The following is a 17811-nucleotide window of genomic DNA, read 5'->3' as shown; positions in this document are numbered from 1 at the left end:
GGACCGATCGCCCGCGATCGCTGGCCGGCGGTCGCTCGGGCCGGCCGTCACTGGCCCGCAAGCACGATGCGCATCAGGTCGGCGGTGTTGCGGGCGCCCAGCTTTTCCATGATGCGGGCGCGGTGCACCTCGATGGTGCGCGGACTGATGCCGAGCTTGCGGCCGGCTTCCTTGTTGGTGGCGCCCGCCGTGATCTCGCGCAGGACGTCGCGTTCCCGCGGCGTGAGGTTGTCGGCGATGGCCGCGGCATCCGTGTCGTTGCCGGCGGGACGACGCAATTCGGCGGCGACCGCCTCCTCGACCCGGACCACGACCGTGTCGGCGTCGAACGGCTTCTCGATGAAGTCGAAGGCACCGTGCTTGATGGCGCGAACCGCCATCGGGATGTCGCCCTGGCCGCTGATGATGAACACGGGGGCGGGGAAGCCGGCGGACTGCAACTCGTGCAGCACGTCCATCCCCGACTTGCCGGGCATGTGCACGTCGAGCAGCACGCAGTCCGGCGTCGCCGCCCTGGCGGCGACGAGAAAATCGGCCGCGTTCGAGAAGACGCAGACCGAATAGCCCTCGAGCGTGAACACCACCGACAGCGCATCGCGGACGGACGGATCGTCATCGACGATATGGATCGTTTTCTGCCCCGCGCTCATTGCCCTCTCGTCAGCCCGCGTTCTTCTATCCATCGGCCGCGTTCGCCGGCAGCACCAGCGTGAACCGCGCGCCGCGTCCGTTGCCGCCGGGATCGACGGTCAGATCCCCGCCATGACTTTGCGCGATCGATTTCGAAATCGCCAGCCCCAAGCCGACGCCGCCCTTGGCGCCGGTGGCGAAGGCCCGGAACAGCTGAGGGGCGATGTCGGGTGCGACACCCGGCCCGGAATCCTCGACCGAGAGGGCCACCGATCCGTCCCGGCGGGTCGTCTCGATCCGTATCGTCTTCGTGTCGGCGCCGTTGACCGCCTCGATCGCGTTGCGCAGAAGATTGACGATGATCTGCTGGATCTGAACCGGGTCGACTTCGACCGGCGGCAGATTCTCGCCGATGGTCCGTTCGATCTCCACTTCGCGCGCCTTGTTGCCGATCACGGTGAATTCGATCGCCTCGTTGAGCAGCGTCCCGAGATCCACGGTCTGGCGGAGCGACTCGCGCTTCTCGACGAACCGGCGCATGCGATGGATGATCTGGCCGGCGCGGCCGGCTTCCGACAGCGCCTTTTCGAGGATATCGGAAATCTCCTTCGGCAGGGCGTCGGCGCCGGTGCGCTTGGAGGCCGCCCGGGAAACGGCCTGCAGGTAGAGCATGACGGCGGTCAGCGGCTGGTTGAGCTCGTGCGCCAGTGCCGCGCCCATCTCGTCGACGGCATTGATCCGCGCCATGCGAACGAGCTGCGCCTGCAGCGCGGCAAGCCGCTCGGCGGCTTCGAAATCGGGGCGCAGATCGCGCATGATGCCGATGAACTGGCGGCCCTCGGGCGTCGACGCCTCGCCGACGGCGAGGTGCAGCGGAAACACCGTCCCGTCCTTGTGCTGGCCCTTCACCTCGCGGCCGATCCCGATGATCTTCGCCGTTTTCGTCTGAACGTAGTTGTGAATGTACTTGTCGTGCCGACTGGCGTCGTGCGGCGGCATGATGATCGTCAGGTTCTTGCCGTAAACCTCCTCGGCGGTCCAGCCGAACAGCTGTTCGCTGGCCTTGTTGTAGACGAGGATGCGGCCGGCCTGATCGGCGACGATGATGCCGAACACGGCGGTTTCGAGCACGCTGGCGAGGCGGGCTTCCGAAACGGTCGGCGGAAGATCGGCACCGATCGTCATGACGCGTCCGCGCCACGCGGTGCGGTGATCGTGCAGGGAATATCGATCATCTTGACATGCCACCGGGACCGGTTTCGAACAGTCGACGTTCTACCGTCCCGGCGACATATCACATCGCGTCCCGCGACGTTAAGTTCCTCGTTGCCGCAGGCGAGACCATCTATTTCTTGGCAAGAAGATCACGAATCTCGGTCAGCAACGCGACCTCCTCCGGCGGCGCGGCCGGGGCCTCTTCTTCCTTCTTTTCCTCGAATTGCGCTTTCAGGCGATTAATCACCTTGATCACCATGAACAAGGCCCAGGCGACGATCAGGAAGCTGATCAGCGAGTTGATGAACAGGCCCCAGTTAATCGTGACGGCGCCAGCTTCTTGCGCGGCCTGCGGGCTCGCATAGGTGCCGTCGCCCTTCAGAACGGTCATGATGTTGGAAAAGTCGACACCGCCGAGGATCATTCCGACCGGCGGCATGATGATGTCGTCGACGAGCGACTTGACGATGGTGCCGAAAGCGCCGCCGATGACAATGCCGACGGCCATGTCGACGACGTTGCCCTTGACCGCGAATTCGCGGAATTCACCCAAAATCGACATTCAAAATCCCCTCGCTGGCCGCCGGTGCCGGGACGCGCCCGTACCGCGTTGATCCGGCGGCGTGCTCCTCTGTGGGCGCGCGGCACGATTTTAGCCGCTTGGCCGGCGCCCCGATCAAGCGTTTTCGCGAGTCGCTACGGTTTCACGCGAAAAGCAGATCGCGGACCATCTGATCGAGCGTCCCGAGCGCCGAAAGCGCCCGTTTCAGCTCGTCCGCGCGGGCCCGGCCAAGCCGTCCGGTCTCGACGGCGTTGGTGGGCGGAAGGCCCTGGGCGATATCGGCGAGCTGTTGTTCGAGAACCAGGTCGACGAGCAGGGCGTGACTGGCGACGAGCCGTTCGAGATCCTCGCCGGCGCCGATGCCGAGCGCGCGGACGCCTTCCAGTCGGGCCCGGGTGGAGCGTTGCAGCACGTGGTGGCGGATCGACAGGACGCGGGCGCTGGCGACGATCGGGAACAGGCCGCCCTTCTTCAGATCGACGCGGCCGTTCTCGGCCCTGAAGCCGCCGAGGAAGGTGAGCGGCGGCGAGAACCCCGACGACGCCTCGGCGAGCAGCTTGGCGAAGGCGACGGCGCGGCCGCCCTCCTCGTAGGCACAGGTCCAGATCTCGCGGGCAAGCGCGGCGTCGCCGTGAACGGCGCGCAGGTCGAAGAAGATGTCGACGTTGAGAAGATCCTGCGGCCGCGAGCGGCGCACCCAGTCGCTGACCCGAGCCTTCCACTGCGCGACCGAGGCGCGCCATTCGACGTTCATCGCCATCACGCCGCCCTTGCAATAGGGAACGCCGGCGGCATGCAGCGTATCGGCGACATGCCTGCCGTACTCGGAGAACCAGGCATCGACCGCCTCGGCCTCGCCCCCCGGCGGGTCGGCATAGACGACGGCGTTGTCCTGATCGGCGGCGAGCAGGCTCTCGCCGCGACCGCCCGAGCCGAGCACCAGCAGCGCATAGTCGACAGGCGGCGGGCCCTTGCCGGCGGCGGCCATCGTCTTTTCGGCGAGGATGCCGGCGCGGCGCGTCAGCGCGCACATTTCGCGGCTGATGACGCCGGCGACGTCGCGCCCGCCGACGCCCTCGGCGACGAGGCCGCGGGCGACCGCCGGCAGTTTCGCCCAGGCGGCCGCGAGCTCGTTGACCGTCGCGACGGTGTCGATCTCGTCGCCCAGCGACACCGCCTCGGTTGCGCGCATGCGCAGGAGATCGCGCTGGCTGAGCGCGCCGACGACGCGGCCGGTCTCGTCGATGACGCCGAGATGGCGGACCCTGAGCCGCGCCATCCGACCGATCGCCCGATAGATGTAGGCATCCTCGAACACGCACTCGAGCGGCGTCGACGCGTATTTCGAAACCGGGTCCGCCAAGGCGGCCTCGCTGTCGCCCGCCACCGCCCGCAGCACGTCGCGCTCGGTGAGGATGCCGCAGGTCGCGGCCGCCAGGTCGCTTTCCTCGCCCACGAAGATCGAGCTGACGCGCCTGTCGGCGAGCACCTTGAGGGCGTCGCGCATCGTCATGCCGGGCGGCACGAGGATCGGCGGCGCGCTCATCACGTCGGCGATCCTGTGGCGGTAGGGATAGGCGTCGATGCGCGACAGCGCCCGCTCCGACAGGGCGGCGGCCTCGCGGCGCACCGGCTCGATCCAGCCGGCCCGGTACTGGTCCTCGAACATGTCGGTGAGCCGGGCGCAGGCGGCCTCGGCCTCGGCCAGTGTGCGGATGTTGCGCTCGCGCAGCTTCGGCACCAGCGCGATCAGGATCGCCGCCGTTACCTTGGCGTCTCCCAGCGCGGTATGGCGGCCGTCGACCGCGACGCCGAGCCATTCGGCCAGATGCTCGAGCGAATGGCCGGGCAGCTGCGGGGCGGCGAGATGGGCCAGCAGGCGCGTGTCGAGGGTGCGCGGCGGCTGCCAGGCGAGGCCGGCGCGGTCGTGTTCGCGTTTGAGGACCGCCAGGTCGAAGCCGATATTGTGGCCGACGACGATGCGGCCGCCGACATAGCTCTCAAGCCCCGCGGCGACCTCGGCGAAGGCCGGGGCGGCGGCGACGTCGGTGTCGGCGATGCCGTGGATCTCGCTCGAGGCCGGCGGGATCGGCATGCCGGGGTTGACCAGGGCGTCGTAGACGTCGGCCTCGTCCTGAAGGCCGGCCCGCAGCCCGACCGCGCCGATCTGCACAATCCGCGCCTCGCGGGGGTCGAGGCCGGTGGTCTCGGTGTCGAGCACCACGGCGTCTATCGACAACAGCGGGGTGGCGTTGGCGGTGGCCCTGAAGGCAGATCCGGTCATGTTCCGCCCCCCGTCATGTCCCGCCCCCGTTGCCTCCCGCCCCGCGCCGGCGCCCCGGTTCAGTCGCCGCCGAGCGCCGGCACCCTGACCGGGTGCGTCGGGGCGAGGATATCGGCGACGAGTGCCTGCGCGTCGGCGCGCTGTCCGAACTCCTCGGCCATGCGGCACAGGTTGGAGCGCAGATGGTTGCGCACGACGACGAAGTCCTCGCCGCGCAGGCTGTGGTGGATCGGCATCAGGTCGAACATCGCGCGCGCGGTGTCGAGCGGGATGTCCTTGACGGGCTTGGGCGGCGCGAGCTGGATACCGGCGAGCCGGTCGCGCAGCCAGGCCGTCTTGACGACCCAGAAATCGGAGGCTTCGCCTTCGGGGACGGGATAGCGGTGGATCACCGCCTCGGCGAGGCCGATCAGCCGCCGCAGCAGCTCGGCCTCGGCGCCGACGACGGCCGGGCGCAGGGGCCCCTCGACCATCTCGACGACATTGCCGAGCGCGATCGGGTAGCCGTTCCAGCGGGCGACGTCGACGGCGGCCTTGAAGTCGGCCTCCTTGAACAGCTTTTCCCAGAAGATGCCAGCGCGGGCGCGCGAATACTCGAACACGCATTTCTGCACCAGGAACGCGGCATGGGTGTCGAGGAAGTCCTCGAGCGCACCGACATCGTCGATCGGCGGCGGACGCCGGAACATGTCGAGCAGGCCCATGACGTTCTCCGGTTGCGACGGCCCATTTCCGTGTAGAATGGCGCAACCGCGCGCGGCGCGCCAGTGGCGTCGAACGAACACACCGGCCGCCGCGGCGACGGACAAAGCCGAAAACGGCAAGAACAACGGGACTGACCGGAGGAAACGGGTGCAGGGCTGGGTGGTCGTCGCCACCGCCGTTCTCTACCTCGCCTTCCTGTTCGCCGTGGCGAGCTGGGGCGACAAGTTGGCGCTGCGCGGCCGCTGGCGCGGCGGGCGACCGTTCCTCTACGCCATGACGCTGAGCGTCTACTGCACGTCCTGGACGTTCTTCGGCTCGGTCGGCCTGTCGGCGCGCACCGGGCTCGACTTCCTTCCGGTCTATCTCGGCCCGGCGCTGATGATCGGCCTCGGCTATCCGATCCTGCTGAGGATCGTGCGGCTGGCCAAGGACCAGAACATCACGTCGATCGCCGACTTCATCGCCGCGCGCTACGGCAAGAGCCCGCAGGTGGCCGCCGTGGTCACGCTGATCGCGGTGGTCGGCGTGCTGCCCTACATCGCGCTGCAGCTCAAGGCGATCTCGGCCTCGGTCGGCACCATGGTGGGCTACCTGCAGCAGAACGGAGCCATCGAGAACGTCCCGATCCTCGCCGACTCCGCCCTGCTCGTCGCCTTCGCGCTGGCGCTGTTCGCCATCCTGTTCGGAACCCGCCACATCGACGCGACCGAGCACCAGGACGGCATGATGCTGGCGATCGCGACGGAATCGATCGTCAAGCTCGGCGCGTTCCTGGTCGTCGGCATCTTTATCACCTACTCGATGTTCGACGGCCCGGAGGCGCTGTGGGCGCAGGCGGAAGCGGCCGGGACGACCCTGCCGCCGTTCGGCGGCGAGCTGCACGGCGGCACCTGGGTGACGATCACCGCGCTCAGCCTGTTCGCCATCATCCTCCTGCCGCGCCAGTTCCACGTCACGGTGGTGGAGAACCACAGCGAAAGCGAGATCAAGCGGGCGATCTGGCTGTTCCCGGTCTATCTGGTGCTGATCAACCTGTTCGTCCTGCCGATCGCCATCGCCGGCCTGCTGACCTTCGGCGAGGGCGCGGTCGACGCGGACATGTTCGTGCTGGCGCTGCCGATGGCCGCCGGCTCCAACTGGGTGACGCTGGTCGCCTTCATCGGCGGACTGTCGGCGGCAACCGCGATGGTGATCGTCGAAAGCGTCGCCCTGTCGATCATGGTGTGCAACGACCTGGTGGTGCCGTTCATGCTGCGCCACTGGGGCGCCGGGGCGGGGCGCGGCGACATGGGCAAGCGCCTTTTGCAGATCCGCCGCGTCGCGATCCTGGCGATCCTGCTGCTGGCCTACGCCTACTACCGCGCCGCGGGCAACACGGCTGCGCTCGCCTCCATCGGGCTTTTGTCCTTCGCCGCGGTGGCGCAACTGGCGCCGGCCTTCTTCGGCGGCATGATCTGGCGGCGCGGCACCGCGCGCGGCGCCATCGGCGGCATCGTCGCGGGGTTCGCGGTGTGGACCTACACGCTGCTGCTGCCGACCTTCGCCGATTCCGGGCTGCTGCCGACGAGCTTCGTCGAGAACGGACCGTTCGGCCTCGCGTTCCTGCGGCCGCACCGGCTGTTCCATCTGGAGTTCGCGCCGCTGTCCCACGGCGTGTTCTGGAGCATCATGGTCAATGTGACGACCTACGTGCTGGTGTCGCTGATGCGTCGGCCGGAGGCGATCGAGCGGCTGCAGGCGAACGTCTTCGTGCAGGCAGATCTTGCCCCGATCGCGCCGGCCCGGAGGCTGTGGCGCAGCCCCGTCGCGCTCGGCGAGCTGATGGACACGGTGGCGCGCTATCTCGGCGAGGAACGCACCGAGCGCTCCTTCAGCACCTTCGCCGAGGAACGCGGGCTGACGCTCGACCGGCACGGCGAGATCGACATGCACGTGCTGCGCTATGCCGAGCACCTGCTCGCCAGCGCCATCGGCGCATCGTCGTCGCGACTGGTGCTGTCGCTGCTGCTCGGCCGCCGCGACGTCAGCAACAAGCAGGCGCTGAAGCTGCTCGACGATGCCTCCGAGGCGATCGTCTACAATCGCGATCTCCTGCAGACCGCCCTCGATCACGTCGGCCAGGGCATCGTCGTGCTCGATCCGGACATGCGGCTGACCACCTGGAACAGGCGGTTCCGCGAATTGCTGGAGTTGCCACCGGACCTCGGCCGCATCGGCGTGCCGCTGGTGGATGTCCTGCGGTTCACCGCCGAACGCGGCGATCTCGGACCCGGACCGGTGCAACAGCTGGTCGAAGACCGCCTGCGGCGCATGATGATCATGCGCGAGACCTACCAGGAACGCATCGAGCCGACCGGCACCGCGCTGGAGGTGCGCACCAACACCATGCCCGACGGCGGGCTGGTGATGACCTTCACCGACATAACCGAACGGGTGCGCACCGCCGAGGAGCTGGAACGGGCCAACGAAACGCTGGAGCGGCGGGTGCGCGAGCGCACCGACGAGCTGGAGCGGATCAACCACGACTACGAGCGCGCCAAGCAACAGGCCGAGGAGGCGAATTTCGGCAAGACCCGGTTCCTGGCGGCGGCGAGCCACGACATCCTGCAACCACTCAACGCCGCCCGCCTCTATGCGGCGAGCCTTACGGAGCGGCGCCTGAAGCCTGACGACCGCCGGCTGGCCAGCCATATCGACGCCTCGCTCGACGCGGTGGAGGAGATCCTCGGGACGATCCTCGATATCTCGCGGCTGGATACCGGCGCGCTGAAGCCGGAAATCTCAGCGTTCCCGATATCCGACGTGCTGTCGCCGCTCGGGGTCGAATTCGCGCCGATCGCCCGGGACCGGGGCCTCGATCTCAGGATCATGCCCTGCTCGCTGGTGGTACGGTCGGACCGCCGGCTGTTGCGCCGGTTGCTGCAGAACCTCGTCTCCAACGCGGTGAAATACACCGAATCCGGCCGCGTGCTGGTCGGCTGCCGGCGCCGCGACGGCCGGATCCGCATCGAGGTGCACGATACCGGGCCCGGCATTCCGGCATCCAAGCAGAAGCTGATATTCGAGGAGTTCCACCGGCTCGAGGACGGGGCGAAGCAGGCGCGCGGGCTCGGGCTCGGCCTGTCGATCGTCGAACGCATCGGCCGGGTGCTCGATCATCCCGTCGAGCTCGTGTCGACGCCGGGGCACGGCTCGGCGTTTAGCGTCGAGCTGCCGGTGACCGCGGCGATGCCGCCGCAACTTGCACCGGCCCGCCAGCCGCGGCGCCGGGGCATGCGGACGGACGGCCTGACGATCCTGTGCATCGACAACGAGCGCGATATCCTGGACGGCATGGTGGCGCTGCTCAGCGGCTGGGGCTGCAAGGTTCTGTGCGCGCCATCGGCGAAGGCGGCGGCCCGCACCCTGAGGCGCAACAAGGTGGTGCCGGACGTTCTGCTGGTCGACTACCATCTCGACGGCGGCAACGGCATCGACGCGGTCGTCGACCTGCGCTGGAAGCTCGCCGCCAAACTGCCGGCGATCCTGATCACCGCCGACCGCTCGCCGTCGGTCCGCGACGAGGCCCGGTCCAAGGACATTCCCGTGCTCTACAAGCCGCTCAAGGCGGCGGCACTGCGGGCGCTGCTCGCCCAGTTCCCGGTTCGGCGCGAGGCGGCGGAGTAGCCGTCCCCTTTCGGGCCGCGCTGTTTCAGGCAACCAGCGGCGCAGGGTTCAAGACAGGCGCAGGGTTCAAGACAGGCGCAGGGGTCAAGACAGGCGCAGGGGTCAAAACAGGCGGAGGGGTCAAGACAGGCGGAGACGGCGCGGACGCGGCTAGGCCGGCGGATCGCCCGGCCACTGGCCGGCCTCGATCCGGCTCGCCGCGATCACAGCCTGGGTGCGGCTCTCGACACCGAGCTTCTGGAGGATCGCCGAGACATGCGCCTTCACGGTGGCCTCCGAGACGCCGAGCTTATAGGCGATCTGCTTGTTGAGCAGTCCCTCGCTCAGCATCATCAGAACGCGCACCTGCTGCGGCGTCAGGGTGGCGAGCCGGGCGGACAATTGCGCCTCGCCCTCGTCGGCGGGGCCGAAATCGAGATTGGGCGGCGTCCAGACGCCGCCGGCCAGGACCTCGCCGACCGCCTGACGAATCCCGTCCACATCGGTCGACTTGGGAATGAAGCCGGAGGCGCCGAACTCGAGGCAGCGGTGAACGACCGCCGGCTCCTCGTGCGCCGAGACCACCACGACCGGCACGCTGGGATATTGCGCCCTCAGGAACAGCAGGCCGGAGAAGCCGCGCACGCCGGGCATGGCGAGATCGAGCAGAACCAGATCAATCTCGGACTCCGCCTCGATCCGCTCGGTCATCTCCTCGATGGTGCCGGCCTCGAGTATCTCGACGTCCGCGAAAGCGCCGGAAAGCGCATGTTTCAGTGCATCGCGAAACAGCGGATGGTCGTCCGCGATCAGTATTCGGTAGCCGTCCGAGTGGTGCAATGTCGTTCCCGCCCCAAGGTTGCCGCACGCCCCCCAAGTGTTTCGCGCCGGAGGCCGGGGCGCAAGTCCCCCGGGGACGCGCCTTCCCGATCGATTTCCGGAATTTCGACAGGAAACCGGCGCGCTCCCGCGTGCGCGCGCGGCGCCGCCAGCGGTGCGCCCATGTATTCGCGCCGCTTTACTCGAAAACGACAGTTATTCACCCGTAGCCGAAAGTCGAATGTGGAGAAAACCCGCGCAATGGTAACCTTTTATTAACGCTGCGGCCCGGGGACGATGGCCGCTGCGTGGGCCGAGAGCATCCGAATGCCGGGCTCGCGGCTCCGACTAAAGGGGGCCTGAACAAGCGGGATCAACAAGCGCCGCGAAAGGGCCCGTGACCCTAGAGGAAACGTGACCCATGGCAAACGGCAACGATGAAGCCTGGTGGGGCAAGACGAAAGGTCTGATGATCACGTGTCTGGTGATCTGGGCCATATTCGGCTTTGTGATCCACTTCTTCGTGAAAGCACTGAACGAAATCGTCATTCTCGGTTTTCCGCTCGGCTACTACATGGCCGCGCAGGGCTCGCTGATCGTGTTCGTGATCCTGATCTTCTGGTTCTCCGGACGTCAGGACGCCATCGACCGCGAATTCGGCGTCGCCGAAGACGACTACTGAGGGGGGCGGAACGATGGCAACCCAAACCGGTGGTGGTTCCGACTTCGTCAACAATCTCGGCAAGATCTACGGCATCTATACTGGTGGCTTCGCCGCGTTCGTGGTGCTGCTGGCGATCCTGGAACAGGTCGGCGTTCCCGACAGGGTGATCGGCTACCTGTTCGTGTTCTTCACGCTGGCGGTCTACGCCGGCATCGGCATCCTGTCGCGCACCATGCAGGTCAGCGAATACTACGTCGCGGGCCGCAGGGTTCCGGCGTTCTACAACGGCATGGCGACCGCGGCGGACTGGATGTCCGGCGCCTCGTTCGTCGGCATGGCCGGCACGCTCTATGCGCTCGGCTATGACGGCCTGGCGTTCGTGCTGGGCTGGACCGGCGGCTACGTGCTGGTGGCGGTGCTGGTCGCGCCGTACCTGCGCAAGTTCGGCGCCTACACGGTGCCCGACTTCCTGGCGGCCCGTTTCGGCGGACACGTCGCCCGGTTCCTCGGCATCATCGTGCTGTTCGCCTGCTCGTTTACGTACGTGACCGCGCAGGTCTACGCGACCGGCATCATCGCCTCGCGATTCCTCGGCATCTCATTCGAGGTCGCGGTGTTCGTCGGGCTGCTCGGCATTCTGCTGTGCTCGATGCTCGGCGGCATGCGGGCGGTGACCTGGACGCAGGTGGCGCAGTACATCGTGCTGATCGTCGCCTACCTGATCCCGGTCGTCATCCTGTCGGCGCAGCGCTACGGCGTCCCGATCCCGCAGCTCATGTACGGGCAGGTGCTGCAGGAAATCGCCGGTCTGGAGCAGAAACTGGTGGCGGACGGCCTGGCCAGCGCCGAAAACCTGAAGCCGTACCTGCAACCGTTCACGACCTACAGTCCGCTGAACTATTTCGGGCTCATTCTCTGCCTGATGATCGGCACGGCGTCGCTGCCGCATATCCTGATGCGGTACTTCACCACGCCGAGCGTGCGCGACGCGCGCAAGTCGGTGGGATGGTCGCTGCTGTTCATCTTCCTGCTGTACTTCACGGCCCCGGCCTATGCCGCGTTCGCGAAGCTGGAGGTGTACCAGAACGTCATCGGCACGGCGATCACCGACCTGCCGCAGTGGATCTACACCTACGGCAATCTCGGCCTGGTGAAGATCTGCGGCGCCGACGCGACGACCGTCGACGTGATCCGCGCGGCCTGCACGGCCAAGGGGACGGGAGACGGCGTCCTGGCACTCGGCGAACTGTCGATCAACCGCGACGTGATCGTCATCTCGATGCCGGAGATCGCGGGGCTGCCCTACGTGATCGCCGGCCTGGTGGCGGCGGGCGGCCTGGCCGCGGCGCTGTCCACGGCCGACGGCCTGCTGCTGGCCATCGCCAACGCGCTCAGCCACGACATCTACTACAAGATGGTCGATCCGCACGCCTCGACGGCGCGGCGGCTCGTCGTGGCCCGCGTGCTGCTGGTAGTGGTCGCCATCGGCGCGGCGTGGCTCGCGTCCACCAGACCCGCCGACATCCTGTCGATGGTGGCCTGGGCGTTCTCGCTGGCGGCAGCCGGAAACTTCCCGGCGCTCGTCCTCGGCGTGTGGTGGAAACGCTGCACATCCGCGGGCGCGATAGCGGGCATCATCTCCGGCTTCGGCATCACGCTCTACTACCTGGTCATGACCCGCTACTTCGGCATGGGCGAGTGGTTCGGCGTCGCCAACATCTCGGCCGCACTGTTCGGCCTGCCGATCGGCGTGATCGTCATGATCGTCGTCAGCCTGTTCACGCCGGCACCGTCGAAGGAGGTCCAGGACCTCGTCGACGAGCTCAGGAAGCCACGCGGCGGCACGATGATGGAAGGCGGCGACGTAAAGGTGAAAGCCGCCTGACGGCACAGGACGTCAACTCGGGAGGGCGGGACCTCGGTCCCGCCCTTCTTTTTCCCGCCACGATGTGGTTGAAACGAACCGGAAAACCGGGTGGCTACGGATGGACGTGCAGGTTCCGCTCATCGCCCTGATCCCGAACTATGTGCTGGCGGCGCTGATGTACACGCTGCTGGGGCGGTTCATCCTGTCCTTTATGTTCCCGCCGGATTCGAGGAACTACATCTTCCGCGCCTTCGTGCGGCTGACCGATCCGGTACTGGCGCTGGTGCGGCCGATCACGCCGGCGGCGGTGCCGCACCTGGTCCTGCTGGTCTTCGCGGCGATCTGGATCCTAGTCGCCCGGATCGTGCTGACGGTCGCGACCGCCAGCGCCATCCAGGCCGCCTGAGGGGTCCGCGATGTCGTACCAGGGCTATCTGATCGGCATTCTCGGCTTCGGCCTGATCAGCGGCATGTTCTCGCCGATCATCCTGCCGCAGGCGACGGCGGCCATCATCTTGCTGGCGCCGAGCCTTCTGATCTCCAGCCCCAGCGTGGTGATCTTCCTCAGCTATCTGCTGGGCTCGACCCTGACCATCATGATCGCCGGCATCCCGGCGGCGCTCTACGAACGGGTCACCGGCAGCGCCGAGTCGACCCCGACATCGCTGTGGATCTGGCTCGCCTGCACCGCGCTCATGGCCCTGCCGGCCGTCATCGCCTTCCTGCAGGTCGGTGGCTTCTGAACGAAACGGGAAAGACTTCCTTAAACGGACGGCGTTTCAATTCCGGGCAGGTCCATCGTGTCCCAATGGAACGGGAGCGCGGAAGCATGCCGGATTTCGAAAATCCCGAAGCCCAGAGTGCGGCCCTGGCGTTCGCCGTCCTGTGCGCCACCATCGGCCTGATCGGCGGCGGCCTGGCGGACGACCCGGCCCTGACACTGAAGGCCGACGGCCTGATGGCCGTGCTCGCCGCCCTCTATCTGGTGTTTCGCGCCGATCCGGGCGGCGGCCGCCTCGGCGACGTCCTGCCGCTGCATGCCCGCCAGACCGGCAACCGGCGCCGCCACGGCGTCAGTCCGCGCGTGCGCGCCCACCTGTGGTTCGCGCAGTGGATGGCGGCGCTGGCGATGTTCAGCCTCGCCCTGTCGATGTTCGTGGCCTGACGCGCGAAACCGGTCTGCACAGACGGCCCAATTCGACGGCCCAATTCGACGGCCCGCGCCCTCGCCGCTGCTTCACGCAGTCGTGCGGACAGACCACTTGCGCCAAAGGCGCGGCGGCGAGCAATCTAGGCTGGTCGCCGTTCCGTTCCGAGGTTCTTCCGATGGACGAGTTGCGTCGTCTCGCCTTCGTGTCGATCGGCCGCGCCTGCGGCTTCGCCGGCCTCGGCATCCTGTGCGTCATGCTCGGCCTCACCTACGATCCGCTCGTCGCCGTGCGCAGCGGCGGCATCCTGATGACCATCGCCACGCTCGTCCTGCTGCTCAAGGCGCGCGTCGCGCTGACCCAGGACGTCCGGCGCACCGAGATGTGGCTGATGCTGGACGAGGGCAAGCGCCCCGCCGCGGCCTATGCGCAATGGGCCGGCGCCACGGTGCTGCGCGACGCCTATCTCTGGTTCGCCCAGTACGCCGCCGGGCTGTCCGCTGTGTTGTGGGTCACGGCGCTGATCCTGTCGCTGTCGCAGCGGCTGTGAGCCCCTGGCGGCGCTCCTCGCCGATGAAATGCAGCGCGATCTCGCGCCTGTGCGGCCGGTCGCGGTGCTCGATCAGGTAAATCGCCTGCCAGGTGCCGAGCATCATCCGCCCGGCCTTGACCGGGATCGCCAGCGAGGGCGCGGTCAGCATGGCGCGGATATGGGCCGGCATGTCGTCGGGACCCTCGCTGTTGTGCAGGTAGGGAAGGTCCCGCGGCGCGAGACGGTCGAGCGTGTCGGCAAGGTCGCGGAGCACGTCGGGATCGGCGTTTTCCTGGATCGTCAGCGAGGCCGAGGTATGGCGCAGAAACAGCGTCACCAAGCCATCGCCATCGGTCCTGGCGGCGAGCCAGTGGGCGATCTCGCCGGTGACGTCGACGAAGCCCTGCCCGCGCGTCGTCAACGCGATCATGTCGACGTGCTGCACAATCATTCCGTTCGCAGTCAATTCGGCCCCTTTCGTTTCGGCCCCTTGGTTTCGGGGACACCTCTGGACGCAGCGGATGAACTGCGGTCTGATGCCGGCGACCTGCCCCGCCGCATTCACTCAACCTAACAGGACACCCATGGCACGAGCCGTCTTTCCCGATAGCGCCTTGTTTGAGGATAGCGCCGTTTCCGCGGAAACCAGAGCGATCAACGACGACATCGTCAAGAGGATGGAGGCCGCGCCGGATCAGTGGTCGTTCCCGCCCGCGATGATCAGGTCGCGGCGGCGCCAGGGGCTGGGGCCGTTTCCCGTTGCACCGCGATCGGACCGCGCCAGGACGATCGAAATCGAAGGCCCGCACGGTGCGATCCCCCTGCGCATCATCGCCCCGGAGAACCCGAAGGGCGTCTACCTCCATTTTCACGGCGGCGGCTGGGTGATCGGCGGCGCCGACGAACAGGACCCGCGCCTCGAGCGGATCGCCGACACGTGCGGGCTTGCGGTCGTCAGCGTCGAGTACCGGCTGGCGCCGGAGCACCCCTATCCGCAAGGTCCCGACGATTGCGAGGCCGCGGCGCTGTGGCTGGTGAAAAACGGCAGGGAGCAGTTCGGCACCGAACGCTTCGCCATCGGCGGGGAATCGGCCGGCGGGCATCTGTCGATGGTGACGATGCTGCGGCTTCGCGACCGGCACGGGCTGACCCCGTTCCGCGCGGCCAATCTGGTGGCGGGCTGCTATGACCTGCGGCTGACACCAAGCGCCAGGAACTGGGGGACCGAGAAACTGATCCTGACGACGCGCGATATCACCATTTTCATCGATCGGTTCGTGCCGCGCAGCCATCGGCTCGACGACCCGGACATTTCGCCGATCCTGGCCGACGTGTCCGGCCTGCCGCCGGCGCTGTTCTCCGTCGGCACCCGCGACGCCTTGCTCGACGACTCGCTGTTCATGGCGATGCGCTGGGCGACGGCGGGCAACGATACCGAGCTGGCCGTCTATCCCGGCGGCGCGCATGTGTTCATGGCCTTTCCCGGCGCGCTCAGCGAGCAGAGCCTCGCGCGCATCGACCAATTCCTGACCGGCGCGTTCGCATGAGCCCGATCGAGACGCTGCGAGGTTTCGTCAACACCTGGGAGTGTGACGAGAACGACCACCTGAACGTCCAGTTCTACATCCGCTTCTTCGAGGATGCGGCCGGGCATTTCCAGGTTCTGGCGGGCGTCCCGGAGGCCGACCGGCGGGAACCGGCAGTGCGGCACGTGCGCTACCACGCCGAGCTCAGGGTGAACGCCGGCGTGCGCGTCGAGAGCTTCGGGGTCGGCGACCGGCAAGCGGTGCACATGCTCTACGAAACGACCGACGGCCGGCTCTCGGCGACGTGCCTGGAGACCTACGACGATCCGCCCGCGGGCCTGTCGCGGGCGCTTGGCCAGCATGGCGGCACGATGCCCCAGGCGGCGACGCCGCGCAGCGTCGACGACCCCCCCGTCGATATCGGCCCCGAGGGCGCCCGCCCGCCGGGCGGCTACCTCACGCTCGGCACGCGCGTGCGCGCGCAGCAATGCCGCCCGGACGGCAGCGTCTTCGACTCCGCCGTGATCGGGATCAACTCGGACGCGGCGGCGCATTTCTGGGAGTCGACCGGCATCAACCGGAAATGGCTCGAAGACCACAATTTCGGCCGCGTCGCCGTCGAGATGAAGCTGACCCGGACCGGCCCGCTGCGTTTCGGCGACCTGGTCCAGGTCATCAGCCGGCCGATCGCGATCGCCCGCTCCACCATCACCTTCGAGAACCGCTTCGTCAGGCCGGAGTCCGGGGATGTCGCGGCTATCGTGCTGGTGACGGGCCTGACCATGAACCTGGAGACACGCCGGGCCGCGCCCCTGCCGGACGACAAGAGGGCGCATACCGAGGCCCTCATTGCCGGCCAGTTCGCCAACCAGCCCTAAAGAGCCGGCGAACAGCGCCGGCCTGCGGGAAAGCGCGGCGCGCCGCCGCGCCGGAACGGACAGGCAGCCCCTGGCGACAACGGATAGGCGGGATCGGTCAGAACCGGTCCTGGCTCTCGTAGTCCTCGCGCAGGTCGCGGGCCATGTCCATGAAGCGGCGCATCACCTTCTCGAAGGTCCGGAACACCTTGTCGAGCTCCTCGTCGCTCGGCACCTCCGGCTCCTTCGACTTCGCGTCGGGTCCGGCGTCATCCCGGCCGCCCTCGTCCCGGCGGGCCTCGGGGCCCCTGTCGCGGCCTTCGAGCCGGGCGACCCGCCGCTTGAGCCGACCGACCTCGCGGGCCAGCTCGGCATTGTCCTCGACCAGGCGATTGATCTCGGACTCGAGCGCTTCGCGGTCGTCGGCGACGGCCTCGCACACCCAGGAACCGCTGCGCTTGCGGCAGAACGAGGTGGCGCCGGTCTCGCGGTCGAGGCGCATCAGGCCGTCGTCCATACGACGCAGGACATAGCGGTCGCCTTCGGTGTCCGGCCGGTCGGCGCTCTGGGCATAGGCCCCCGGCACGGAAACCAGCAGGACGACCGCGGCGATGAGAATGCGTTTCATGGCACGGCTCCGGTTTGCGCCCCCGAGCCCCTTATCTAGTCGCGAACGGGCCAGTGCACAAATGTGCCGTCGCGCGACCCTCAGGGCGTGTGCGGCGCCCGCCCGCTTGCAAGCGCATCGGCGAGCAGGTCGATCCGGTCCTGTCCCCAGAACGGCTCGCCGCCAAGCACGTAGGTCGGCGCCCCGAAGACGGATTTCTCGATCGCGTCGCGCGTGTTGGCGTCGTAGATCGCAGCGACCGCATCGGACTTGGCCTTTTCGATCAGGGCATGGGGGTCATGGCCGGCGTCGGCGAGCAGACCCTCGACGACAGGCTCGTCGGCGATGTCGCGATCGAGCGCCCAGACCGATCGGTAGGCGCGGCTCAGGAAGTCGGCCGGGTCGCCGCCCTCCCCGGCAATGGCGATGACGCAACGGTCGACGAGGGCGGGATCGGTTGGGAAATGGGCCGGCTGCAGGTTGAGCGGCAGGCCGCGCTTCTCCTTCCAGCGCTTCAGCTCGACCAGCCGGTATTTCTGCCGCGCGGGCGCCCGCTTGGCGAGCGGCAGGCCGCCGGTTTCCGGAAACACGGCGTTGAGGTTGATCGGCCTGTAGACGATCTCGGCGCCGTGCGCGCGCGCCGTCTGTACGAACAGGTCATGGCCGAGATAGGACCACGGCGAAATGGCCGTAAAGAAATACTCGATCTTCCGCGTCATTCCGTTCCCTTCCCCCGGTCGCCTGCCGCGC

18 protein-coding genes are annotated in these 17811 nt (G+C 67.8%); 9 read left to right on the top strand and 9 right to left on the bottom strand.

The window, feature by feature from the left end; all coding sequences use genetic code 11:
* Positions 1 to 47: 47 nt before the first annotated feature.
* The 5 genes from ACSF9G_RS13780 to ACSF9G_RS13760 all read right to left on the bottom strand — a co-directional run bounded on the left by ACSF9G_RS13780 (position 48) and on the right by ACSF9G_RS13760 (position 5395).
* Positions 48 to 650 carry a response regulator transcription factor gene (locus tag ACSF9G_RS13780; protein WP_436642553.1) on the bottom strand — a complete coding sequence of 201 codons (603 nt, stop codon included), beginning with the start codon at positions 648 to 650 and terminating at the stop codon, positions 48 to 50.
* Between the two features lie 25 nt (positions 651 to 675).
* On the bottom strand, positions 676 to 1815 hold the full coding sequence (locus ACSF9G_RS13775) for a PAS domain-containing sensor histidine kinase (RefSeq protein WP_436642551.1): 1140 nt from the start codon (positions 1813 to 1815) through the stop codon (positions 676 to 678).
* A gap of 160 nt (positions 1816 to 1975) precedes the next feature.
* Positions 1976 to 2401 carry a large conductance mechanosensitive channel protein MscL gene (gene mscL / locus ACSF9G_RS13770; RefSeq protein WP_436643256.1) on the bottom strand — a complete coding sequence of 142 codons (426 nt, stop codon included), beginning with the start codon at positions 2399 to 2401 and terminating at the stop codon, positions 1976 to 1978.
* Between the two features lie 148 nt (positions 2402 to 2549).
* Positions 2550 to 4691, bottom strand: a complete 2142-nt coding sequence (locus ACSF9G_RS13765; protein WP_436642549.1) for a DUF294 nucleotidyltransferase-like domain-containing protein — start codon at positions 4689 to 4691, stop codon at positions 2550 to 2552.
* A gap of 59 nt (positions 4692 to 4750) precedes the next feature.
* Positions 4751 to 5395 (bottom strand): hypothetical protein, encoded by a 645-nt coding sequence (locus tag ACSF9G_RS13760; RefSeq protein WP_436642547.1) that lies wholly within the window; start codon positions 5393 to 5395, stop codon positions 4751 to 4753.
* 148 nt (positions 5396 to 5543) lie between these two features.
* Here ACSF9G_RS13760 and ACSF9G_RS13755 point away from each other — a divergent pair, with 148 nt between their 5' ends.
* The gene (locus ACSF9G_RS13755) at positions 5544 to 9062 is read left to right on the top strand and encodes a hybrid sensor histidine kinase/response regulator (RefSeq protein WP_436642545.1); all 3519 of its coding nucleotides are present in this window, start codon (positions 5544 to 5546) and stop codon (positions 9060 to 9062) included.
* A 150-nt stretch (positions 9063 to 9212) separates the two neighbouring features.
* On the opposite strand, the gene ACSF9G_RS13750 is transcribed toward ACSF9G_RS13755, so the two are convergent.
* Positions 9213 to 9881, bottom strand: a complete 669-nt coding sequence (locus ACSF9G_RS13750) for a response regulator transcription factor (protein ID WP_436642543.1) — start codon at positions 9879 to 9881, stop codon at positions 9213 to 9215.
* Between the two features lie 400 nt (positions 9882 to 10281).
* Here ACSF9G_RS13750 and ACSF9G_RS13745 point away from each other — a divergent pair, with 400 nt between their 5' ends.
* The 6 genes from ACSF9G_RS13745 (at position 10282) to ACSF9G_RS13720 (ending at position 14089) form a co-directional block, all read left to right on the top strand.
* Positions 10282 to 10542: a DUF4212 domain-containing protein gene (locus ACSF9G_RS13745; protein WP_436642541.1), complete on the top strand. Its 261-nt coding sequence runs from the start codon at positions 10282 to 10284 to the stop codon at positions 10540 to 10542.
* Between the two features lie 13 nt (positions 10543 to 10555).
* Positions 10556 to 12409 (top strand): sodium:solute symporter family protein, encoded by a 1854-nt coding sequence (locus tag ACSF9G_RS13740; RefSeq protein ID WP_436642539.1) that lies wholly within the window; start codon positions 10556 to 10558, stop codon positions 12407 to 12409.
* 100 nt (positions 12410 to 12509) lie between these two features.
* The gene (locus tag ACSF9G_RS13735; RefSeq protein WP_436642537.1) at positions 12510 to 12797 is read left to right on the top strand and encodes a YggT family protein; all 288 of its coding nucleotides are present in this window, start codon (positions 12510 to 12512) and stop codon (positions 12795 to 12797) included.
* Between the two features lie 10 nt (positions 12798 to 12807).
* Positions 12808 to 13134: a hypothetical protein gene (locus ACSF9G_RS13730; protein ID WP_436642535.1), complete on the top strand. Its 327-nt coding sequence runs from the start codon at positions 12808 to 12810 to the stop codon at positions 13132 to 13134.
* Positions 13135 to 13220: 86 nt separating this feature from the next.
* The gene (locus tag ACSF9G_RS13725) at positions 13221 to 13556 is read left to right on the top strand and encodes a hypothetical protein (protein WP_436642533.1); all 336 of its coding nucleotides are present in this window, start codon (positions 13221 to 13223) and stop codon (positions 13554 to 13556) included.
* A 161-nt stretch (positions 13557 to 13717) separates the two neighbouring features.
* Positions 13718 to 14089 (top strand): hypothetical protein, encoded by a 372-nt coding sequence (locus ACSF9G_RS13720; RefSeq protein WP_436642531.1) that lies wholly within the window; start codon positions 13718 to 13720, stop codon positions 14087 to 14089.
* On the opposite strand, the gene ACSF9G_RS13715 is transcribed toward ACSF9G_RS13720, so the two are convergent.
* Entirely contained in the window at positions 14052 to 14522 is a 471-nt protein-coding gene (locus ACSF9G_RS13715; protein ID WP_436642529.1) for a secondary thiamine-phosphate synthase enzyme YjbQ, read from the bottom strand. The two genes, ACSF9G_RS13720 and ACSF9G_RS13715, sit on opposite strands and share 38 nt — an antisense overlap.
* 133 nt (positions 14523 to 14655) lie before the next feature.
* On the opposite strand from ACSF9G_RS13715, the gene ACSF9G_RS13710 reads away from it, so the two are divergent.
* Complete coding sequence (locus ACSF9G_RS13710; protein ID WP_436642527.1) at positions 14656 to 15618, top strand: alpha/beta hydrolase; 963 nt, start codon at positions 14656 to 14658, stop codon at positions 15616 to 15618.
* Positions 15615 to 16475 (top strand): thioesterase family protein, encoded by an 861-nt coding sequence (locus ACSF9G_RS13705; RefSeq protein WP_436642525.1) that lies wholly within the window; start codon positions 15615 to 15617, stop codon positions 16473 to 16475. The genes ACSF9G_RS13710 and ACSF9G_RS13705 overlap by 4 nt, the downstream gene beginning before the upstream one ends.
* A gap of 97 nt (positions 16476 to 16572) precedes the next feature.
* Here the strand turns inward: ACSF9G_RS13705 and ACSF9G_RS13700 are convergent, their stop codons facing one another.
* Positions 16573 to 17082 (bottom strand): hypothetical protein, encoded by a 510-nt coding sequence (locus ACSF9G_RS13700; RefSeq protein ID WP_436642523.1) that lies wholly within the window; start codon positions 17080 to 17082, stop codon positions 16573 to 16575.
* An 80-nt stretch (positions 17083 to 17162) separates the two neighbouring features.
* Positions 17163 to 17780, bottom strand: a complete 618-nt coding sequence (locus ACSF9G_RS13695; protein WP_436642521.1) for a 2-hydroxychromene-2-carboxylate isomerase — start codon at positions 17778 to 17780, stop codon at positions 17163 to 17165.
* Positions 17781 to 17811: the final 31 nt, after the last annotated feature.

The sequence above is a fragment of the Microbaculum mangrovi genome (assembly GCF_051390635.1).
In the GTDB taxonomy this organism is placed as follows: Bacteria; Pseudomonadota; Alphaproteobacteria; order Rhizobiales; family Tepidamorphaceae; genus Microbaculum.
Note: the sequence above shows the minus strand (reverse complement) of the source record. Positions and strands in the feature narration are given on the sequence as shown.